General features: G+C 46.7%; 18 protein-coding genes. 11 read left to right on the forward strand and 7 right to left on the reverse strand.

Translation table 11 applies throughout. The features are described from left to right. Positions 1-117 precede the first annotated feature (117 nt). From rsmI to BMX82_RS07350, 6 genes are all read left to right on the forward strand, one after another. The gene (gene rsmI / locus BMX82_RS07325) at positions 118-792 is read left to right on the forward strand and encodes a 16S rRNA (cytidine(1402)-2'-O)-methyltransferase (protein ID WP_036910204.1); all 675 of its coding nucleotides are present in this window, start codon (positions 118-120) and stop codon (positions 790-792) included. A 30-nt stretch (positions 793-822) separates the two neighbouring features. Further along, positions 823-1,671: a Cbp1 family collagen-binding glycoprotein adhesin gene (locus BMX82_RS07330; protein WP_091767452.1), complete on the forward strand. Its 849-nt coding sequence runs from the start codon at positions 823-825 to the stop codon at positions 1,669-1,671. A gap of 354 nt (positions 1,672-2,025) precedes the next feature. Further along, a complete protein-coding gene (locus tag BMX82_RS07335) occupies positions 2,026-5,256 on the forward strand; it encodes a SusC/RagA family TonB-linked outer membrane protein (protein ID WP_091767455.1) in 3,231 nt (1,076 codons plus the stop codon). 37 nt (positions 5,257-5,293) lie between these two features. Beyond that, the gene (locus tag BMX82_RS07340; protein WP_036910207.1) at positions 5,294-6,925 is read left to right on the forward strand and encodes a RagB/SusD family nutrient uptake outer membrane protein; all 1,632 of its coding nucleotides are present in this window, start codon (positions 5,294-5,296) and stop codon (positions 6,923-6,925) included. 31 nt (positions 6,926-6,956) lie between these two features. Continuing rightward, complete coding sequence (locus BMX82_RS07345) at positions 6,957-7,766, forward strand: hypothetical protein (protein ID WP_051949662.1); 810 nt, start codon at positions 6,957-6,959, stop codon at positions 7,764-7,766. After that, positions 7,766-9,463, forward strand: coding sequence for a C10 family peptidase (locus BMX82_RS07350; RefSeq protein WP_091767459.1), 1,698 nt, complete (start codon positions 7,766-7,768; stop codon positions 9,461-9,463). The genes BMX82_RS07345 and BMX82_RS07350 overlap by 1 nt, the downstream gene beginning before the upstream one ends. 29 nt (positions 9,464-9,492) lie before the next feature. Here the strand turns inward: BMX82_RS07350 and BMX82_RS07355 are convergent, their stop codons facing one another. Both BMX82_RS07355 and BMX82_RS07360 read right to left on the reverse strand, forming a co-directional pair. Continuing rightward, entirely contained in the window at positions 9,493-11,622 is a 2,130-nt protein-coding gene (locus BMX82_RS07355) for a M6 family metalloprotease domain-containing protein (RefSeq protein ID WP_091767462.1), read from the reverse strand. Between the two features lie 16 nt (positions 11,623-11,638). Continuing rightward, positions 11,639-12,091, reverse strand: coding sequence for a nucleoside deaminase (locus BMX82_RS07360; RefSeq protein WP_091767465.1), 453 nt, complete (start codon positions 12,089-12,091; stop codon positions 11,639-11,641). 43 nt (positions 12,092-12,134) lie between these two features. On the opposite strand from BMX82_RS07360, the gene BMX82_RS07365 reads away from it, so the two are divergent. Then, entirely contained in the window at positions 12,135-12,839 is a 705-nt protein-coding gene (locus tag BMX82_RS07365; RefSeq protein WP_091767468.1) for a biotin--[acetyl-CoA-carboxylase] ligase, read from the forward strand. Positions 12,840-12,852: 13 nt separating this feature from the next. Next, positions 12,853-13,563 carry a UMP kinase gene (gene pyrH, locus BMX82_RS07370; protein ID WP_036910212.1) on the forward strand — a complete coding sequence of 237 codons (711 nt, stop codon included), beginning with the start codon at positions 12,853-12,855 and terminating at the stop codon, positions 13,561-13,563. Here pyrH and BMX82_RS07375 read toward each other — a convergent pair. From BMX82_RS07375 to BMX82_RS07385, 3 genes are read right to left on the reverse strand one after another with little or no spacing between them, the layout of a single operon-like run. Then, complete coding sequence (locus tag BMX82_RS07375) at positions 13,560-13,934, reverse strand: DUF4834 family protein (RefSeq protein WP_036910213.1); 375 nt, start codon at positions 13,932-13,934, stop codon at positions 13,560-13,562. The two genes, pyrH and BMX82_RS07375, sit on opposite strands and share 4 nt — an antisense overlap. Before the next feature lie 15 nt (positions 13,935-13,949). Further along, on the reverse strand, positions 13,950-14,636 hold the full coding sequence (gene pssA / locus BMX82_RS07380) for a CDP-diacylglycerol--serine O-phosphatidyltransferase (protein ID WP_036910214.1): 687 nt from the start codon (positions 14,634-14,636) through the stop codon (positions 13,950-13,952). Continuing rightward, positions 14,637-15,326, reverse strand: a complete 690-nt coding sequence (locus BMX82_RS07385) for a phosphatidylserine decarboxylase family protein (protein ID WP_036910215.1) — start codon at positions 15,324-15,326, stop codon at positions 14,637-14,639. It abuts the gene before it with no gap. Positions 15,327-15,469: 143 nt separating this feature from the next. On the opposite strand from BMX82_RS07385, the gene dnaE reads away from it, so the two are divergent. From dnaE to BMX82_RS07400, 3 genes are all read left to right on the forward strand, one after another. Beyond that, positions 15,470-19,192, forward strand: coding sequence for a DNA polymerase III subunit alpha (gene dnaE, locus BMX82_RS07390; RefSeq protein ID WP_091767471.1), 3,723 nt, complete (start codon positions 15,470-15,472; stop codon positions 19,190-19,192). Positions 19,193-19,259: 67 nt separating this feature from the next. Next, the gene (trxA, locus tag BMX82_RS07395) at positions 19,260-19,574 is read left to right on the forward strand and encodes a thioredoxin (protein ID WP_036910217.1); all 315 of its coding nucleotides are present in this window, start codon (positions 19,260-19,262) and stop codon (positions 19,572-19,574) included. A 3-nt stretch (positions 19,575-19,577) separates the two neighbouring features. Next, the gene (locus tag BMX82_RS07400; RefSeq protein ID WP_036910218.1) at positions 19,578-19,898 is read left to right on the forward strand and encodes a hypothetical protein; all 321 of its coding nucleotides are present in this window, start codon (positions 19,578-19,580) and stop codon (positions 19,896-19,898) included. A 120-nt stretch (positions 19,899-20,018) separates the two neighbouring features. Here BMX82_RS07400 and tsaE read toward each other — a convergent pair whose 3' ends face one another. Both tsaE and BMX82_RS07410 read right to left on the reverse strand, forming a co-directional pair. Beyond that, complete coding sequence (gene tsaE, locus BMX82_RS07405; RefSeq protein ID WP_036910219.1) at positions 20,019-20,426, reverse strand: tRNA (adenosine(37)-N6)-threonylcarbamoyltransferase complex ATPase subunit type 1 TsaE; 408 nt, start codon at positions 20,424-20,426, stop codon at positions 20,019-20,021. Positions 20,427-20,451: 25 nt separating this feature from the next. Continuing rightward, a complete protein-coding gene (locus tag BMX82_RS07410; RefSeq protein ID WP_091767474.1) occupies positions 20,452-22,017 on the reverse strand; it encodes a T9SS response regulator signal transducer PorX in 1,566 nt (521 codons plus the stop codon). Positions 22,018-22,041: the final 24 nt, after the last annotated feature.

Below are 22,041 nucleotides of genomic sequence, written 5' to 3' on the forward strand. Positions count from 1 at the left end.
TTGAGCGAAAGTACCTTCGAGCGTGGCTCAAAATAACAAAATACCTTTTAAAAATTGCAAAGATTTTACCTGTTTTTTTGTCAATTCTGAGATTTTACCTTAAATTTGCCCCCTGTTATGGGTATATTGTACATAGTACCGACCCCAGTAGGCAATATGGAGGACATGACATTCCGTGCCGTCCGTATTTTGAAAGAGGCAGACCTCGTGCTGGCGGAGGACACCCGTACTTCGGGTATCCTGCTTAAGCATTATGACATTCGCAACCAGCTGATGTCGCATCATAAATTCAATGAACATGGTACCAGCGCTGGAGTCGTCAGCCGATTGTTGGCGGGCGAGAATGTGGCATTGATTAGTGATGCGGGAACTCCTGGCATCAGCGACCCGGGCTTCTTCCTTGTTCGTGAGGCTGTCAGGGCTGGTGTCGAGGTTCAGTGTCTGCCTGGAGCTACGGCCTTTGTTCCTGCTCTGGTGTCGAGCGGACTGCCTTGCGACCGTTTTGCCTTCGAAGGTTTTCTGCCTCAGAAAAAGGGGCGCCAGACTAAGATAGAGTCGCTGAAGGAAGAACAGCGCACCATGATTTTCTACGAGTCGCCCTATCGTCTGTTGAAGACCCTCCAACAATTTGCTGAGGCCTATGGTGGTGACCGTCAGGTCAGCGTATGTCGCGAGATATCCAAGATTCACGAAGAGAGTGTACGTGGATCGCTCGATGAGGTGATAGCCCATTTCAAGGAAAAAGAACCCAAGGGAGAGATTGTGATAGTTCTGGCAGGAGCCAGCAGTTAATGATAGAATAACATATTAATTTTATAAGTTATGAAAAAACTATTTATCTTAACCATGTGCGTTTTTGCACTGGCTAGCTGTAATGAAGGCGTGAAGAAAGCCGAGCAGGCTGCCCAGCAGCAGCGTGACTCGCTGAATCAGATTATTGCCCAGAAGGACAATGAGATCAACGACATGATGACTACGCTGAGCGACATCGAGGAAGGCTTCCGCGAGATTACCGAGGCGCAGAATCGTGTTACGCTTGCCAAGCAAGGCGAGGGTACCAATACCACTCAGCGCATTAAGGAGAACTTCCAGTTCATCCAGAGTGTAATGAAGCAGAACAAGGAGCTTATCAATAAACTGAAACAGCAGGTTCGTGAGAGTAGTGTGAAGGGTGGTCAGCTGAAAAAGATCATCGATAACCTTACTGAACAGATGGAGAAGAAAGACCAGCAGTTGCAGGCTCTTCGTGAGGAACTCGACAGGAAGGACATCCATATCGCAGAGCTCGATGAGCAGGTGGCCGACCTGAATACTAATGTCAGCAACCTTACGGCTGAAAATACTGAGAAGTCGCAGACTATCTCTACTCAGGACAAGCAACTTAACACCGCTTGGTTCGTATTCGGCACAAGCAAGGAACTCAAGGAACACAACGTGCTCGTAAAGGGTAAGGTGCTTCAGGGCGACTTCGACAAGAGCTACTTCACAAAGATTGATATCCGCATCGATAAGGAAATCAAACTCTATAGCAAGTCTGCCGCTATTCTGACGGCTCACCCTGCAAGTTCTTACACGCTAGAGCGTGATGCCAACAAGCAGTATGTCCTTCGCATTACCAACCCGCAGGCTTTCTGGTCAACTAGTAAGTATCTCGTAGTTCAGGTAAAGTAAGTTCAGACTTGTTAACAATATGATAAAGAAGGGAACTCAAGGAAGAGTTTCCTTCTTTTTTTTCTTTTTGTGTCATAATGTCGTCGGAAACAGATTTTTGCTTACACTTTGTAATATCGGGCAAAATGACGCAAAATGATTGATTTAAGTCAATTGATAGGTTTTAAAGTTAAAAAAATGCAGTAAAAATGTGATTTTTATATAAAATTATTCGTTTTTGGCGAATTTATGCATTAAATTTGCACCCTGAACTTGAAAAAGTTAAAAAACGTATGATGCTTCCATCGTGGAGCTAATAGTTTAGTTACTTATTATACATATTTAAATATTAATTAATCAAAAGAGAGAGAATTTATGGAAAAAAGACTAACGTTGTTTTTTGTCAGCCTCTTCCTGTTCGTAGGTAGCGCGCTGGCTCAGACGAAAGTTTCCGGTACTGTGCTTTCTCAGGAAGACGGTCAGCCCATCATCGGTGCTGCTGTTAAGGTAGACGGTACAAGTACAGGTATGTTGACTGACGTGAATGGTCGCTTCAACCTGACTCTTCCCGAGGGTTCGAAGACTCTGACCATTTCTTACTTGGGTTACGAGCCCAAGACCGTAACAGCCAAGAACGGTATGCGCGTGTTCCTGAAGAGCGACGCTGCCGCCCTCGACGAGGTTATTGTTGTGGCTTACGGTACTCAGAAGAAGTCAGCCTTTACCGGTTCTGCCGCTCAGGTAGACTCTAAGGCCATCGAGGCTCACGTTTCTTCTAACGTAGCCAATGCTTTGGCTGGTGCTGCTCCTGGTGTGCAGATCGTAAGTGATAATGGTGACCCTACCAGCAGTTCTCCTAAGATTCGCGTTCGTGGTATCGGCTCTATGTCAGCCGGTAACAACCCGCTGATTGTGCTCGATGGTATGCCTTTCGATGGTGCCCTGAACTCAATCAACCCGAATGACGTGGAGTCGATGACCGTACTGAAGGATGCTTCTGCCAGTGCCATCTATGGTGCTCGTGGTGCCAACGGTGTTGTGCTCATCACCACTAAGAAGGGCCGTAACCAGGAGGCTGAGATTAAGTTCGACGCCAAGTGGGGTTCTAATAGCCGTTTGATTCCGCAGTATGACGTGATCGATGATCCCGGTCAGTACTATGAGACCTACTTCAAGCAGCTCTACAACTCACAGATCTATAATGGTAAGACCGCTGCTGAAGCTTATGCTTTTGCCAACAAGAACCTGTACGATGAAAAGAATGGTGGTCTGGGTTACCAGATTTTCACTGTTCCCGAGGGTGAGAATCTGATTGGTACTAATCTGCGCCTGAACCCCAATGCTAAGTTGGGTTACAGCGATGGTCAGTACTATTACACTCCCGACAACTGGTACGACGAGGCTTTCCACAATTCATTCCGTCAGGAATATAATGTCAGCTTCAGCGGTGTTACCGATAAGCTGAACTACTATGCAAGTGCTGGTTACCTGAAAGATGGTGGTATCGTCAACAACTCTGATATGCAGCGTTATACTGCTCGCTTGAATGTGGATTATCAGGTGAAGAAGTGGTTGAAGGTCGGTACTAACATGAACTTCTCACACCGTAATGCTGATCAGCCTTCATATTCTACTTCTTCATGGGGTTCATCAGGTAATATCTTCTATATCTGTAACATGATTGCTCCCATCTATCCGCTCTATGTGCGTGACGCTCAGGGTAATATCATGACAGAGGCAGGCCGTACGGTCTACGATTCTAACAATACGAACTTCAAGCGTGCAAACTTCGTTGGTAATGCCGTTCGCGACAATGAGGTTAACCGTACTAAGACTTTCTACGACAACTTCGACGGAAAGTTCTCTGCTGTTGTTACTCCTATCGAAGGTCTGACACTGAGTGCTAACCTCGCTGTTTCTGCACGTAACTCTCGTGAGAACGATCTGAGTTCTACTTTTGGTAGTGCATCTGCTCAGGATGGTGCTGCTTACGTTTATCATTTCCGTTTCTTCAACGTAACCAACCAGTATCTGGCTAACTACCGTACTGACTTCGCCAACAATACCCATCATCTGGATGTGCTGGCTGGTTATGAGCAGTATAAGCATCAGTATCAGTATCTCTATGCTAGCAACGACCGCTTGTTCAATCCATATATCGGTGAAGTTGGTAACGCTGCTGGTTCTGAGAACAAGAAGATGGACTCTTTCACTCAGAAATATATGACCGAGGGTTACCTTGGCCGTGTACAGTACGACTATCTCGAGAAGTATTTCGTAAGCGCTTCTTATCGTCGTGATGCTTCAAGCCGTTTCGCTCCTGGTCATCGCTGGGGTAACTTCTACAGCCTCGGTCTCGCTTGGGAAATGTCTAAAGAGAAGTTCCTGAAGGATGTGAAGTGGATTGATATGTTGAAACTGAAGGCCAGTTATGGTGAGCAGGGTAACGACGCCATCGGTACACTCGCTGGTGATGCTCGTACCTCTTCAACTGTAGGTTGGTTTACACCGTATGCTGACCAGTATGAGGCCTCTTATTCTGATGGCTACTCACTCGTTCTGAAATATAAGGGTAATGATGAGTTGACTTGGGAAAAGTCAAAGGCTTACAACATCGGTGTTGACTTCTCACTGTTCAAGGGTCGCCTGACTGGTACTCTCGAGTACTTCAACCGTAAGACCTCTGACCTGCTGTACTACAAACCCGTGCCCCTGTCAGCTGGTAACCCCACAGGTGAGTATCCTACCAACGTTGGTCAGATTACCAACAAGGGTGTTGAGTTCAACGTAACAGGTACTATCCTGAAGACCCGTGACATCACATGGACTGCCAACCTGAACCTCACTCACTATAAGAACGTCATCGATAAGCTCGATGAGTCTGTACGTGAGAATGGTATCAAGAGTAGCACCTATATCTATGAGGAGGGTGGTTCACTCTACGACGCTTATATGTTCAAGTATGCTGGTGTCGACAAGGAAACTGGTGAAGCTCTGTACTACTACAAGGAGAAAGATGAGAATGGTAAGGAGACAGGTCGCGACCTGACGACATCTAACTTCTCACAGGCCGAGAAGTATAACTGTGGTAGTGTTCTGCCTAAACTCTATGGTGGTTTCGGTACAACTCTCTATGCTTACGGTTTCGACTTCACTGCTCAGTTCCAGTTCCAGCTCGGTGGTAAGATCTACGACGGTTCTTATCAGGCTCTGATGCATACTCAGTCTTCTGCTGGTCAGGCATGGCATAAGGATGCCCTGAAAGCTTGGACTCCTGAGAATCCTAACACTGACGTTCCTCGTCTGGATGGCGACACTCAGGTAGGTCAGTCAGTTGTTGACCGTTTCCAGATCAGTTCAAACTATCTGAGTCTGAACAACCTGACTCTGGGTTACACCTTCCCGAAGAACATTATCACCCCGTTGACACTCAGTTCACTGCGTGTTTATGTGGCTGGCGAGAATTTGTTCGTAATGTCAAAGCGTAAGGGCCTTGATCCTCGTTATTCACTTGGTATCGGTGGTTATACCAGCGGTTCAGGTCTGAATACGAACTCTTACTCTGCTATGCGTACCATCACTGCCGGTCTGACGGTGACATTCTAAAGAAGTTAAGAATTAAGAATTAAGATTTAAGAGACATATGAAGTTCAATAAAATATCAATTCTCGCAGTTGCCGGAGTGCTGACACTCACGGCTTGCGATGACGTGAACAAGCAGGAACCAGCAGGTGGCATGATCACTCAGAGTCAGTTGACTGATACCTATAGCGCTATCAGTTCTCGTGTTGATGCTACTTTCTCAGGTATGTTCAGCATGATGGGTGAGCCTTATGGCGTATTTGGTACTGGTCGTGGCCGTGCTGACGACTTTGGCTTTGTTATGGCTGCCCTTTCACAGGATGCTGAGGGCGCCGACTATATTTATCCGAACAGTGGTTACAACTGGTTCTCTGTATGTGGTGAGTATACCTCTCGCACCCCGAACTATGCTAACCCCTATATCCGCTATGCCATCGTTTACAATCAGATTAAGATTGCCAACGACATCATCGGTTCACTCGGTGAGGTGGAGGACGCTGAAAGTCAGAACAAGGTAGCTCAGGCTCGTGCAATTCGTGCTTTCGACTACCTGAACCTGGTACCTTACTTCCAGTTCAACTATCAGGGTCATCAGAATGATCCCTGTGTGCCCATCGTGACGCCTGAGACCGCAGATCCTGCCAACAACCCCCGTGCTACTGTACAGGAGGTTTATGACCTGATCTTGAGCGACCTCGATGCAGCTATCGCTGTCCTTGGTGCTGACCGCGATAATAAGTCACGTATTAATATCAACGTAGCTTACGGTCTTCGTGCCCGTGCAAACCTTTATATGGGTAATTGGGCTGGGGCTGCTGCTGATGCCGCTAAGGCTATGGAGGGCTTTACCCCTGCATCAATCGCAGAGGTCTCTACTCCTACCTTCGTTGACGCTAGTGAGCACAACTGGATGTGGGCCATCATCCTGACAGACGATCAGGCCAAGGATCATTATTCAACCAGTGCTTCTTGGCTGTCAAGTTTCTCTGCCAGTGCCTATACAGCAGGTGCAGCTTGTTATGCTATGATCAATAAGATGCTCTTCGATAAGATCTCTGCAACCGACGTTCGTAAGGGCTGGTGGGTTGACGAGAATCTGCACTCACCGCTGCTTGCTACTATCTCTTGGGATGGTACAACAGGTGATGCAATATCAACTCTGTATATTGGTGACGTGAAAGAGCCATTCGAGCCATATACCAATGTTAAATTCGGTATGAAGAAAGGTATTGGTAGCACCATGAACAGCAACGACTTCCCTCTGATGCGTGTTGAGGAGATGATTCTGATTCAGGCTGAGGGTCTTGCTAAGAGTGGCAACGAGACTCAGGCTCGTCAGATTCTTGAGAACTTCGTGAAGACCTATCGTGATCCTGCTTATGACAGCACAAAGGGTGGCCGTTCTCTTGCTGACGAAATCTGGTACCAGCGTCGTGTAGAACTCTGGGGTGAAGGTTTCTTTATGGCCGACGCTAACCGTCTGCACAAACCCGTTGTTCGCTTCCACGACAATGCTGACAGCACCAATGAGCCTGATGCATTCCGCTTCAACATCGATCCCGATGATCCTTGGCTGCTGATGCGCTTTAGCGATAGTGAGACTAACGCTAATGCTGCTATCATTAACAACACAGGTGGTTCTCAGCCTAAGCAGGATCAGAACCCTGGTCTCCGTGACGGTGTAACAGACTAATTAATGAATTAACAATTAAGAATTAAGAGTTATGAAGATCAATAAAATATTTCTGTTGGCCGCTATGGCATTGACGGGTATGGGCTTCGCTTCTTGTAGCGATGACGATAACTTTGAGCCCGGCAAGCCAGCAGGCAGCAACAACGTATATTTCGTAGATGAGGCTTCTCAGGTGCTGGAGTTGACAGCTACCAGTTTCACCATCACTATGGGTCGTGCCGATGCCGGTAGTGCTCTTTCAGTGCCCCTGACTCAGGTACAGGTTGACCCAGTGTTTACTGTTCCTGCTACAGCAGAGTTCGCTGCCGGTCAGACAGAGACAGAGGTGACCATCCAGATCAGCGCTGAGGCTGTTCCTTTCACCAACTATCAGTTGCGTCTTGCAATCCCTGAGGAGTACACTTCTCCTTACAAGGTGAATGAGAAGGGCTATGTTCCTGAGATGAATGTTAACATCATGAAGGAGGATTATAAGCCTTTCCAGAAGGGTACCTACTACTCACAGTTTAATGATGCAGAGGTGCATAATAATGTTCTGGAATACTCAGAAATGCAGAAGACTTATCGTGTTAAGGTGGTAGATGAGGCTATGGAGCACACTTTCACCTTCACCATCGACGCTAATAACAAAATCCATATCAACGAGAAGCAGATTTATCAGGGCTGGGACTATTCTGATGAGTATGGTGGCGTTTATGCTATGCAGGCTGATGATAAAGAGTCTTTCTATGATGAATCTGATGGTGACAAGACATACATCTTCGGATTCAAGTATGCACTTCCTAAAGCCGGACTTTCTTTCACTAATTCTGCCTATGACTATTTTGTAGTTGAAGAATAATGAAGAAACAAAGATTGTCTATATTGGCATTGGTGGCTATCCTTGGGATAGCCACTTATGCTTCTGACCGTACCGATGCAGAGATGAAAGCAATAGCTAGTCAGCAGTTGCTCGGTGCGATGTCGAGAAACGCGAGTCTTGTGAATAAGAACCTGACTCAGGAACTGAAGAATGATTATCTCTCTGTATACAGTGCCGAGGGCCGTGGATTTGTGGTGGTCAGTCGTGATGATGTGTTTCCTGCTGTGCTTGGAAAATCCTCATCCGTTATCGACATGAACAACCTGCCAGAAGGTTTCAGCTGGTGGTTGCGGGAAGCTAGCAACTCTATGCAGCGCAGACTGGAAACCGGGAATTGGTATGTCCGAACACGTACCGGTGTGACGGTAGAGCCGTTTCTGACTACCAAGTGGAATCAAGGTACTCCTTATAACCTTCTGTGCCCAAGTGTAGCAAGTGAGCATTGTCCTACAGGTTGTGGCGCTACTGCTATAGCTCAGATTATGAAATATTACCAATATCCTGCTCAGGGGCAAGGCACAGGATCGTATTCGAAGAATGGAGTCCCCAAGACCAAGGAAATCAAGGGGGTCTATGATTGGAGCAATATGTCTGATACTTATGCTAAGACCCAGACCACATTGACAACGACGACCGAAGCTGTGGCAACGCTCATGTCTGATGTCGGTGCGGCTATAGGTATGGACTATACGATTAGCTATGGTGGTAGCCGCCTATCCAATTGTGCAAGAGCACTGGTTGATAACTTCCAATACGACTCTCTTTCGCTTCGCATATTGTATCGTACCTTATATACGGATATGGAATGGCAGGGCCTTGTCTATAATGAACTGACCAATAAGCGACCGATACTTTATGCAGGAAATCCGGAAGACGGTTCTTCTGGTCACGCATTCGTTTTCCATGGTCTTGATGCCGATGGTAAAGTCTATGTAAACTGGGGTTGGAGTGGCTCTTGCGATGGCTACTATGATATGAATATCTTACAGCCGGGCTCTGAGGCAGCACAGAAAGGTGACTATAGTAGCTACAACCAGATGCTCATTGGTTTTAATCCCAGCAAGACGCCTGCTGAGGGCGCGGTAGACTACTCCTCATGGTATACTGACTCAATCTGTATTTTGTCGATTGATCAGGATTATCTGATGCTCACTGCCCGCGGAATCTACAATCGGAACTATCGTAGTTTCCGTGGTAAGATCTTTATCGCCATGGAGAATTCTAACGGCAAAGAAGATGATAATGTTAATATTCTCATCTATGACACTGAAGACGAGGATGGAAGCCCTGTTGAACCCAATTATGGCTTTGTATTTAATACTGAAGATCATGAACAGCTTGGTACAGTGGAATGTATTAATCTAAGGGATAATACAGTGAAACCTGGTACATATCTTGTTACATTTGTTACACAGGGTATCCATGAAGCAGAGCCTTCTCCTATCCGCCAAATTGGTGGCCTCATCTGCCAATATAAGTTAGTAAAGGGCGCTAATGGTGAACTCAGTATCACAGAGAGCCCTGCCTCAACCCCGATTACAGCAATAACTTCTCCAACAGCAAAACAGGTTGGCACAAGAACCTTCTACGATCTCAATGGTCGTCGTGTTGGTAACAATCTGGATATACTTGGAAAAGGTGTATATATTAAAGACGGAAAGAAGGTTATGAAATAAAAAATAAAGGCTTGCCAATCGGCAAGCCTTTATTTTATTATTTTCTTTCCCCCTAAGATATAAATGCCCTTAGCAAGAGATTCGATGTCAGTGCCTGCATACCTGCCGTGAATATCGTAGATGCGGGCGTCGGCTTTGTTATTCCAGACAGTTTTGATAGTAGAGGTTTCCGACATAACCTCTGCCTTCACTTCGTCGAGGAAGAAACGGTTTTTTGAGGGGGTGAACTGGATGGCAATCTCACCTGTACCGCTAATGAGAGACTCGCATTCTGTCCATTGTTCAGGTAATAGTGTATACGACATCTGCGATAGCATCACCTCGTTGCTGCCCATAACCGTTATGCCGATTTCAATTTCATCTTCCCCATAGGGAGCGGCACGGAATGTAAGCTTTGTGTTGCCCGTCACACAGAACTTTGGTGTAGTCACAATACCCTTTGTGACAACATTTCCAAATCTGGCGCATTTATATCCGCCACCTTCTCCTGCCAGCTTCCAACCCTTGTTGTCGGCAATATACTCAGCAGAACCAGAGCTAACGCGCCAGTTGCCATCGTTGCCACCTTCGCCATTACACTGGTCGAAAGTCTCATGAAAGACAACACCACCGATATGTGCTTCGGTATTTGTATCAACGGCACGGAACTTGAAATCAATAGAGCCATCACTATTCTGGCGAATGTCTGTGATGGCCTTACCCAGTAATGTGGAACCGTTAGTTTTTGCATGATACAACGTAAAGGTTGGTGAAGAAGTATTGCTAATGCTATCCTTAAGGTTATAAGGATAGGTATCTGACGATTCATCATTATGATTGGTTATCCCATCAGCAGGCACAATAGACAGGTACTGATGGTTGGTTTTAAATATGTTGTTACCTTTCATAAAGGTGCTTCCTACGGAGTTTACTGCGTTATGATGCCATACGTCCAGATCAAAATCAATATGTGTCACCAACAGACCACTGCCGCCGATTGCCTCATCCCATCCCGTTTGCTGACGGTTCTCCAATAGGAAATATTCATTGGGATAGTCATCGTTTACTAACTGATAGATGTTGCCGCCATCACCGATGGGCTTCATACCGCTGACCACTTGATCCTCCATCAGTACAATAGGATCATTCCAACCGATATAAGCCTGTTCAAAGGCTGTATAGTTTGGGGGCAGATAGCCATTGCCGTTGTAGGAGCCATTGCACATCAGATCCCAGGACCCCATGCCGTAGTTGTTGGCATGGAGTAAATCATATGTGTCAGGTAAGCCTAGGCAGTGAGAGAATTCATGGCAGATGGTGCCAATGCCATCTATATTTCCTTTACCATTCTGTTCAGGACCGCAAGCATAGGTGTTTATGGTAATATTGTCGAAGATAGGTTTGCTGCCGTATGCATATTCGAGCTCAAACTCATGAGGCCAGATTGTATCATCAGAACCGCCATCGGCCTGTCCTTTGCCTGCATAGATGATAAACACCTGATCTGCATAATGGTCGCCATCCCAATCATAGTCGGCAAAATTCACTTGGGCGTCTATGGCCTTACATGCCTCTACCACCATCTCGCCTGGATGTTTGTCTAATCCTTTCTCGCCATTGTCCTGGCCATAGTAGGCATAACCATTCTTCAAAGTGACAGGCCCCACTACATCAAAGTCAAGCTCAAACAAACCGCCGCTTTGGGCTAAGAAGTAATCATGTACACTGCCTTTGAAGTTGCCTTCAATGTAATTCTTACCATTGGCAATATGGTTGAACGTTGTTAAAGGGTCTGTTACCTTGAATGAGAGGTCACAAAACTGTACAAGTATAATCAATCCCTTCTTCTTTCCAGTATATGGGGCGTGATTATCGCCAAGACCACGGGTATGTGCGGTTCGGCGTGAGCGCAACTGCTCACGCTCCATTCTGATGGATTGCGCCTGTTGTGAAAGGGTATATTTGTCGATTAAATGGAATGCTTTTCCTTCTGAGATGTAGCAGTCACCGCTTTCTGTCTGCCAGAAGTGTGTGAACTCATCGCCTTTAAGTTCTGCCTTGATTTGACGACCGTCGGCTAGGAACAGCATGCGCCATTGCCCTGGCTTGGCAGGGACAGCCCAACTTGCAACTGTAAGCAGAAAGGCTGACAGAGTAATTAGGAATCGTTGTTTTTTCATGAATTATATTGAGCAGTTATCGCTTCTGTTTGAAGAAAGATTTCATGAGTTGACGGCATTCTTCTTCCAGTATTCCGCTGGTAACGCTGGCTTTGGGGTGGAAAGCATGTGGGGCCAGGTCGTGGTAGCCGCGCTTTTCGTCTGTGCAGCCATAGACGATACGGGGAATTTGTGCCCATCCGATGGCACCAGCACACATGGTGCAGGGTTCTACGGTGACGTAGAGGGTACAGTCAGTGAGGTATTTGCCTCCAAGGGTGTTTGCCGCGGCAGTGATTGCCTGCATCTCAGCATGAGCGGTAACGTCGCAGAGGGTCTCGGTGAGGTTGTGGGCACGTGAGATAACTCGGTCCTTGCACACGACAATAGCGCCGATAGGAATTTCACCGGCTTTGTAGGCTGCTTGCGCCTCGTCGAGGGCCATCTGCATGTAACGCTCGTCTTTTTTTTGTTGTTCTTCTGTTATCATGTTGCAAAGTTACGAAAAATATTCGTAACTTTGCAAACGGATTATGGATTTTAAGATTATTCATATCGAAGAGACCGACTCTACCAACCACTGGCTGAAGGAGCATGGTGAGGGTAACATGGTTGTCGTGGCCGATTATCAGACGGCGGGTAGGGGATGTGGCTCTAACTCGTGGGAGAGTGAGCGAGGCAGAAACCTGACGTTCTCGATGCTCATCCATCCTGAGAACATTCTGGCTAAGGAACAGTTTAGGATTACTGAGGTGGTATCAGTAGCTATGTGCAGAATGCTACAGTCCTATATATATAATAAGGTGGAAATCAAGTGGCCGAACGATATATATGTCGGCGACAAGAAAATCTGCGGCATACTGATAGAGAACCGCCTACAGGGCACTGAAATCAAGGACAGCATCATCGGAATCGGACTGAATGTGAATCAGAAAGAGTTCAAGAGCGATGCACCTAATCCGGTATCACTCTATCAGCTGACAGGGCAGGAAACGGACCTCGAAGAGATGCTGATGGCATTCTTGGATTGTTTCGATAGTGAGCTTAAAAGTAAAACAACTTGTTTTACCTACAGAGAGATGCTCTTTAGGAGGGGAAAAGATAGTCTTTATAGAAGTAAAACAACTTGTTTTACTGCGAGACTGACGGATGTCTTACCAGACGGGAGACTGCTCCTTGTGGATCAGGAAGGCCGAGAATGTACTTACGCCTTTAAGGAAATACAATTCATTATATAATATAATAAGGTATATGGCAAGATTTAAGAGAATCCTACTGAAACTCTCGGGCGAGAGTCTGATGGGAAAGCAGGGCTACGGCATCGACCCTGAACGTCTGAGCGACTATGCTAAACAGATAAAAGAGGTTAGCGAGATGGGTGTTCAGATTGGTATTGTGATTGGCGGTGGTAACATTTTTCGTGGTCTTTCAGGTTCGCAGAAGGGCTTTGACCGTGTGAAGGGCGATCAGATGGGTATGTGCGCCACAGTCATCAACTCACTGGCTTTGAGCAGTGCCTTAGGCGCTATCGGAGTGAAGAACCGCGTGATGACGGCCATCCGCATGGAACCTATCGGTGAATTCTACACAAAGTGGAAGGCCATTGAGGCAATGGAGCAGGGGGATGTGTGTATCTTCTCTGCAGGTACTGGCTCGCCATACTTCACTACCGACACGGGCTCAAGTCTGCGTGGTATTGAGATTGAGGCCGACGTGATGCTGAAGGGCACCCGTGTAGATGGTGTATACACAGCCGACCCGGAAAAAGATCCTACGGCTACGAAGTTTGAGGATATTACGTATCAGGAGGTGTTGGAACGTGGATTAAAGGTGATGGACCTGACGGCCATCTGTATGTGTAACGACAACCATCTACCTATCTATGTCTTCAACATGGATATTGTGGGTAATCTGAAAAAGGTGATGGATGGCGAGCAGATCGGTACGCTTGTGCACAGCTAAACCTCTTCGAACTCAACGTATTCGCCGTCGCCTTGGTTGAAGATTTTCTTCTCCTCGTTGCGATCGTCGATAATAGTGACACCATCGCTCGTAGTTGTTCTGCGAGTGGTGGTGTTACTGTTTGCTTTCTGCTCTCTTTGGGCGTATTGTCTTTGGGCGCGCGCACTCTGCTTCTTATTGCTGCTTTTGAAGTAGTCGTCGCCAAAGGGGTTCTTCTCTTTTTGTTCCTTACGTTTCAGGTTGCGATAATAGCGATCCTCTACTTCCTCTCTGAGCTTCTTGATGTTGTGATACATGAAGTTGATAACTATCATGACAATGATGGTTATGCCAATGAGGCCAAAGATGACAATAGCAAAAAAAATCTTCATGCCCAAAAACGGTTTTTAGTCGTTCTTCTTGCTTGCAACCACCGACAACGCCACATACCAGGCGATGATAGCGGCAAAGCCGCTGACTCCGAGAAGGAGCAACAGGGGGATGCAAGAGAGAACGAAGATATATTTTATCTCATTACCCTTCCACCCCCAGTGCTTGAACTTGAGGGCGAACATGGGAATCTCTGCAATCAGAAGATAGCAGCTGATAAAGGTGCCTGCCAGAATAATCCACTCGATGCCACTGAAGGCAATATCATGTTCTTGCAAACCGACGATGAGCGAACCCCAAAAGAGTGCGTTGGCTGGTGTAGGCAGACCTATGAAGCCTAAAGCCTGACGCTCGTCTAGGTTGAACTTGGCTAGTCGGAGGGCAGAGAATGCTGCCATTACGAATGCCAGGAATGGTACGTATACCAGATGGATATGGAATGTGCACAGGTAGCTGAAGATGATAGCTGATGGGGCAAAGCCGAAGGTGATGTCATCGGCTAGGGAGTCTAGTTCTTTACCAATAGGAGAACTAACGTTCAGCAGACGGGCACTCATGCCATCGAAGAAGTCGAACACGGCACCGATAATGATAAAGAGCAGAGCCATGCCAAAGTCACCCTGAAAAGCAAAATAGGTGGCGATGCAGCCTGAGACAAGGTTGCAGCAGGTGATGGTGTTAGGGATATGCTTCTTGATATTCATTTACTTCAGTTTTGCAATCACGGTCTGGTCGCCTGTGGTTGGCTGATCCATACGACAACGTATCTCGGTTCCAATGGGCAGATACACATCCACACGAGATCCCAACTTAATGAATCCCAGGTGCTCATCGATGTAGCACTCCTCTTCAGGCTTGGCATAGGTTACGATACGGCGGGCCATGGCACCTGCAATCTGACGAACCAGTACGTCCTGTCCTTCGGGGGTGGTAATCATGATGTCGGCATGCTCATTCTCCTCACTGGCTTTGGGAAGCCATGCCTTATGATAATTACCGTTCTGATGGTGAACGAATTTTACCTTACCGTCAACGGGAAACCAGTTGGCATGTACATTCAGCGGACTCATGAAGATAGAGATCATCAGTCGCTTATCGTGGAAATATTCAGTTTCTTCAACCTCTTCAATCACAACGATCTTGCCATCGGCAGGAGCAACGACCAGTTTGTCGGTATCGCCATTGAAATAGCGGATAGGACAGCGGTAGAAGTTGAGAGCCATGAGCCAGGCGGCACCGAAGATGATCATAAAGGTCCAGAAGAGTATATTTATGTGGAGGCCATACCAAATGAGAGCGCCAATGCCTATAATGGCTAAGGCGCTGATGGTCAATTCGTTGGTTCCTTCACGGTGGATTCTTATCTTTTTAAGTTTCTTAATTCTTTCTCCCATTAGTAATATTCAATTGTTCTTTAATTGGCTGCAAAGGTACACAAATTTCACTAAAGATACAAACTTTTCTTGTTTTTCTTTTGGTAATCTCAGGATTTCAACGTATCTTTGAGGCTCAAAACAGAAAGATTTTTAGATAAAGAATGGAAGATTTCGTACATTTACATGTACATACCTACTACTCTATACTTGATGGTCAGTCGAGTATCAAGAAGCTTGTGGATAAAGCTATCGGAGATGGCATGAAAGGCATGGCGATAACCGACCATGGCGACATGTTCGGCATTAAGGAATTTCACGACATCTGCATTGGCGTGAACAAACAGCGCAAGAAAGATGGTCTGGAACCCTTTAAACCCATCTTCGGTTGTGAGATGTATGTAGCTCGTCGTGGTGATAAGAGCTTAAGGGAAACCAGAGAAGACTTGGGTGGTTATCACCTCATCGTGCTGGCCAAGAACTATAATGGCTATAGGAATCTGATTAAACTTGTGAGCAATTCGTGGGTTGACGGATTCTACAACCGTCCGCGTACGGACCGCATGGAACTGGAGAAGTATCATGAAGATTTGATCGTTTGTTCTGCCTGTATTGCTGGCGAAGTGCCGGCGAAGATATTAAAGGGTGATATTGCCGGTGCACGCGAAGCTATAGAGTGGCATAAACGTTTGTGGGGTGATGACTACTATCTGGAGCTTCAGCGCCACGAAGTGACTGATCCGAATATCCGCGCCAATCGTGAGACGTTCCCTTTGCAGCAGCAGGCTAACAAGGTGCTTATAGAACTGGCTAAGGAGTATGGCGTGAAGCTTGTCTGTACGAACGATGCTCATTTTGTGGATCGTGAGAATGCCGAGGCTCATGACCATCTGCTGTGTCTGGCTACAGGTAAGGACCTTGATGATCCCGATCGTATGCTCTACTCGAAACAGGAGTGGTTCAAGACCCGTCAGGAGATGAACGATATCTTCAGCGATGTGCCCGAGGCCATGGCGAACACGGTAGAGATATTGGACAAGGTAGAAACCTATAGTCTGGATGCAGACCCGATTATGCCCTTCTTTCCGATTCCAGAATCATTCGGAACGGAAGATGAGTGGCGACAGAAGTTCACGGAACAGCAACTCTACGATGAGTTTACCAGCGATGAAAATGGCGAGAATCAGTTGTCACCTGAAGATGGCGAAAAGAAAATCAAAAAGCTGGGAGGCTATGATAAGATATACCGTATCAAGTTCGAGGCTGACTATCTGGCAGAACTGGCTTATACGGGAGCGAAGAAACGTTATGGTGATCCGATACCCCAAGATGTGGCCGACCGTGTGAAGTTTGAACTCCACATTATGAAGACGATGGGTTTCCCTGGTTACTTCCTGATTGTGCAGGACTTCATCAATTCTGCTCGCGACGAGCTTGGTGTGATGGTGGGGCCTGGTCGTGGCTCTGCGGCGGGAAGTGTGGTGGCTTACTGCTTAGGAATCACGAAGATCGACCCGCTGAAGTACGACCTGCTGTTTGAACGTTTCCTGAATCCTGACCGTATCTCTCTGCCTGATATCGATACCGACTTCGATGACGATGGTCGAGGTAAGGTGTTGAAGTGGGTAGAAGATAAGTACGGGCACGAGAACTGTGCTCATATCATCACCTATGCCACCATGGCCACGAAGAACTCTATCAAGGATGTGGCTCGTGTAGAGAAGGTACCCATTGCGATATCCAATGCGCTCTGTAAAGCCATTCCAGATCGTTTGCCCGATGTGGATGGTAAGACGCCCAAGATGAACCTCCCTAATGCCATCAAGGCTGTGCCAGAATTACAGGAGGCTGAGGCTTCCAGTGACCCGCATTTGGCTAACACCATCAAATATGCCAAGATGCTGGAGGGTACGGTGCGTGGTACGGGTATCCATGCCTGTGGCTTCATTATCTGTCGCGATCCGATTAGTGACCATGTGCCCGTGTCGACGGCTGATGACCCGGATTTCAAGGGTGTGAAAACCAATTGTACCCAGTACGACGGTCATGTGATTGAATCAACAGGACTGATTAAGATGGACTTCCTTGGACTGAAGACGTTGTCGGAGTTGAAGGAGGCTTGCGCAAATATTAAGCGAACAAGAGGCATCGATGTGGATCTGGATACTATTCCTATAGACGACCCTAAAACTTACGAACTTTATCAGCAGGGGCGCACCATCGGTACCTTCCAGTTTGAGTCGGCAGGTATGCAGAAATATCTGCGCGAACTGAAGCCCACCGTCTTTGAAGACTTGATTGCGATGAACGCTCTTTATCGCCCAGGTCCTATGGGGTATATTCCACAGTTCATCCGTCGTAAGCATGGTGAGGAACCTATCACCTATGATATACCTGTGATGGAGAAGTATCTCAAGGATACCTATGGTATTACGGTGTATCAGGAACAGGTGATGCTACTCTCGCGTTTGTTGGCCGACTTTACCAGAGGCGAGAGCGATGCCCTGCGAAAGGCCATGGGTAAGAAGAAAAAAGATATCGTTGATGCGATGAAACCTAAATTCATCGAAGGCGGTAAGAAGAACGGCCATGACCCGAAAGTGCTTGAGAAGATTTGGAGCGATTGGGAGGCATTCGCCTCTTATGCGTTCAATAAGTCGCATGCGGCCTGCTACTCTTGGGTCGCTTTCCAGACTGCTTATCTGAAAGCAAATTATCCAGCAGAGTTCATGGCGGCTATTATGAGCCGACGAAGGGACCAGATTACTGAAATCACAAAGTTGATGGATGAGTGTAAGCAGATGGGCATTAATACCTTGGGACCTGATGTGAACGAGTCGTATGAGAAGTTTGGTGTGAACCAGCATGGTGAGATTCGTTTCGGGCTTGGGGCTATCAAGGGTATGGGTGAATCGGCTGCCCAGGCTATTATTGCCGAACGTGATAAGAATGGCCCTTATAAGTCGATATTCGATTTTGCCCAGCGTGTCAATATGAGTAATGTGAACCGTAAGGCTTTCGAGTCGCTTGCTCTGAGTGGTGGCTTCGACAGCTTCGGTATCCGCCGCGAGGAGTTTTTTGCAGAAAATGCCAAAGGCGAGCAGTGGCTTGATACTTTGGTACGTTATGGCCAGTTGTATCAGGCAGAGAAAGCTCAGGCTCAGAACTCTCTCTTCGGAGGGTTCGACGATTTGGAGATTGCCACACCGCCTCTGCCGAAGACCGATGTGAGATGGAGTGACATTGAACGACTGAACAAAGAACGCGATCTCGTGGGCATCTATCTATCGGCTCATCCGCTCGATGAATATAAGATTATTCTCGATAATCTGTGTAATACAAGGTGTGCCGATTTGGCAGATGTCTCACAACTGACAGACCGTGAGGATGTTATTATCGGTGGCATTGTGACGGCCGTGCGCCAGAAGTTTACTAAGAATGGTAACCCGTGCGGTTTCATTACATTGGAAGACTTTGAGGGAAGTGGTGAGATCGCTCTGTTTGGTGAAGACTGGGGGCGCTGGAGTGGTCTGTTCCAAGAGGGTGCCTCAGTCTATGTCACTGCCAAGATGCGTGCCCGTTTCCAGAATAGCAACATCATGGAACTAAAGGTGCAGAACGTAGAGTATATGCAGACCATCAAAGAGAAGTGCATCGACCGCATCACGATCTCACTCGTCACCGATTTGCTGGATGAACAGATTGTGGCCGATCTGAATGAAATCATTGACGAGAATCCTGGTAAGACGAAACTCTTCTTCCAGTTGCGCGACTCGCAAGGCTCTCATCATGTGCTTCTGAAGAGTAAGAAGGAAGGTGTTGACGTAAGACATACACTGCTTGAGTATATTGAGCATCACGAGATGCTTGACTATAAGATCAACTGATGTGGCATGGTATTTGCTACACTATTAATGAGACAAATATAGTATTCATCTTTAAAACGAAGAAAAAATGGAAGTAACAATCACAAAAGAGAACTTTGCAAGTTTGAAGGCTGGTAATCTGCCTTTAGTAGTGGATTTCTGGGCTACATGGTGTGGTCCCTGCCGTATGGTGGCTCCCATTATCGAAGAGCTGTCGAAAGAGTATGATGGCAAAGTGGTTATTGGTAAGTGCGATGTAGAGGACAACGAGGATATCGCCGCTGAGTTTGGTATCCGTAATATTCCTACCATTCTGTTCTTCAAGAATGGCGAGGTGGTTGACAAAATCATCGGTGCTCAGCCTAAGGCTAAGATTGAAGAGAAAATCCAGACACTGCTCTAAGTTATGGCAAGTCTTGACGAACTGATTAGGCAGGACGAACTGGAGAACCAGCAAGAGTTGGCATTTATCCGGTCTCAGATTCCTGCTGATATGAAAGGAACATTCAGCGATGATGACATCCTGTATATCATGGATAGCATTGTCGACTATTACTTTACCAGTGGCATCCTGGAGGGTAATGAAGAGGAAACGGATATTGATATGGAGAAAGTGGCCGAATATGTTTGTAAACAGGCAAAGGAGGCCAATGTCGGAACCTTCGATCCTCAGGATGTTTTTTTCATCGTACAAGCTGATTTGGACTTTCAGGAACAGAATCTGTAAGGACGAAGCAATCCTTGATGGTTGGTTCGTGCCGTATTCTGATTAGAAAGTACTTATTGAGATATACTCCCTGCTTTATTCAAAAGAAGCAGGGAGTATTTTTTTCCCACACCTCCCTTTTTAGAACACAATGGCGCGAGTGCCGTCTTCTTTCTCAGTAATCTCAACCTTCACGGCGTCTTCGGGCAGAACTTCTTCTATCAGTTCGGGCCATTCGATAAAACAGAGGGCTCCGCTATAGAAATAGTCTTCATAGCCCATATCGTAAACCTCTTCGAGTTTCTTGATACGGTAGAAGTCGAAATGATAGATGGAACCGTTTTTTCCGCCATATTCGTTGATAATAGCAAACGTAGGGCTGGTGATGACATCATCGACGCCGAGTTCTTCGCAGATGGCTTTGATGAATGTGGTCTTACCAGCGCCCATCTTTCCGTAGAAGGCAAATACCTTGTGGTCACCCATGTTGTCGATAAACTCCCGGGCTGTCTCCCGGATGTTGTCGAGATTACTAATTGTTATTTCCATATATATTCTTTTTTATCTTTACTATTTATCTTTTCTTTCCTGTTAGCGTGATGAGTGGTATGATGATTTCTTCCATCGATATGCCTCCATGTTGGAATGTATCACGATAGTATGACACGTAATAATTGTAGTTATTAGGATAGGCGAAGAACGAGTCGCCTGTGGCAAATACGTAGCTCGTGGATAGATTGGGCGAGGGCAGTTGGGCCTTCTGTGGATCCTTGATGACGAAGAGGTTCTTGTCTTCATAGGCCAGATTTTTGCCGAGCTTGTAACGCAGGTTGGTGTTCGTATTCCTGTCACCCACGATTTTTACAGGTTGAGTGCAACGTATACTACCATGGTCGGTGGTAACAATCACTTTATAGTCGGTTTGTGCCAATTGTTTGAAGAAGTCTGAGATGACGGTGTGGCGGAACCATGAGAGCGTGATGCTGCGGTAGGCACTTTCGTTGTTGGCCAATTCACGTACCATCTTCGATTCTGTGCGGGCATGACTCAGCATATCGATAAAGTTGAACACGATTACGTTCAGGTCGTTCTTCTCCAGTGTCTGGAATTGTTGCAGAAACTTGTCGGCTTCAGCCTGACTATTGATCTTATGATAGGAGAATGAATTCTTGCGACGATAACGCTCCAGCTGAGTTCGGATGAGTGGCTCTTCGTTCACGTTCTTACCTTCTTCTTCGTCTTCATCAACCCACAGATGGGGGAACATCTCAGCAATCTTGTTGGGCATCAGTCCGCTGAAGATAGCATTGCGGGCATATTGTGTAGCGGTAGGTAGGATGCTGAAATAAAGATCCTCTTCTATGTCGAAGTGGTCGCTCAACTCGTTTGCCAATATGCGCCATTGGTCGTAACGGAAGTTATCGAGAACCACGAGGAACACCTTCTGTCCATTGTTGAGCATGGGAAACAGCTTGGTCTTAAAGATGTCGGGCGAAAGAGTAGGGCGGCTCGTATCTCCACCAGAAGCGTTGGTGTTTACCCAATTCAGGTAGTTCTTCTTAATGAACTTTGCAAAGCCGTTGTTGGCGTCTTCCTTCTGCATCTGTAGCATTTCAGTCATATTGCTGTCGGTGGCACTCAGTTCAAGCTCCCAATGCACCAGGCGCTTATAAACGTCTACCCAGTCTTTCCAGTTTTGGCAGTCGAGTATCTGCATGGCTATCTGTTGGAAGTTCTGCTGATATTGCGTCTGGGTCACTTCGGTCTCAATAGCCTTGCGGTGGATGTTCTTCTTCAGGGTCAGTAATATCTGGTTGGGATTCACGGGTTTAATCAGGTAGTCGGCTATCTTTTGTCCGATAGCCTGATTCATGATATTCTCCTCTTCGCTCTTGGTCACCATCACAATCGCCAAAGATGGCTGCAACTCTTTCAGCTTCTGCAGCGTCTCCAGTCCACTGAGTCCGGGCATGTGCTCGTCGAGAAGCACAAGGTCGAAGTTGCGTTCCTTGCAGAGATCGATGGCATCGGTGCCATTGCTGACGGTTACCACCTCATAGCCTTTCTTTTCGAGAAAGAGGATGTGTGCCCTCAGTTGTTCAATCTCATCGTCTACCCAAAGTAACAATCCGTTGGTCATTCTTTTCTTTTCCCCTTTATATTT

It is taken from the genome of Prevotella sp. khp7, from assembly GCF_900109055.1.
In the GTDB taxonomy this organism is placed as follows: domain Bacteria; phylum Bacteroidota; class Bacteroidia; order Bacteroidales; family Bacteroidaceae; genus Prevotella.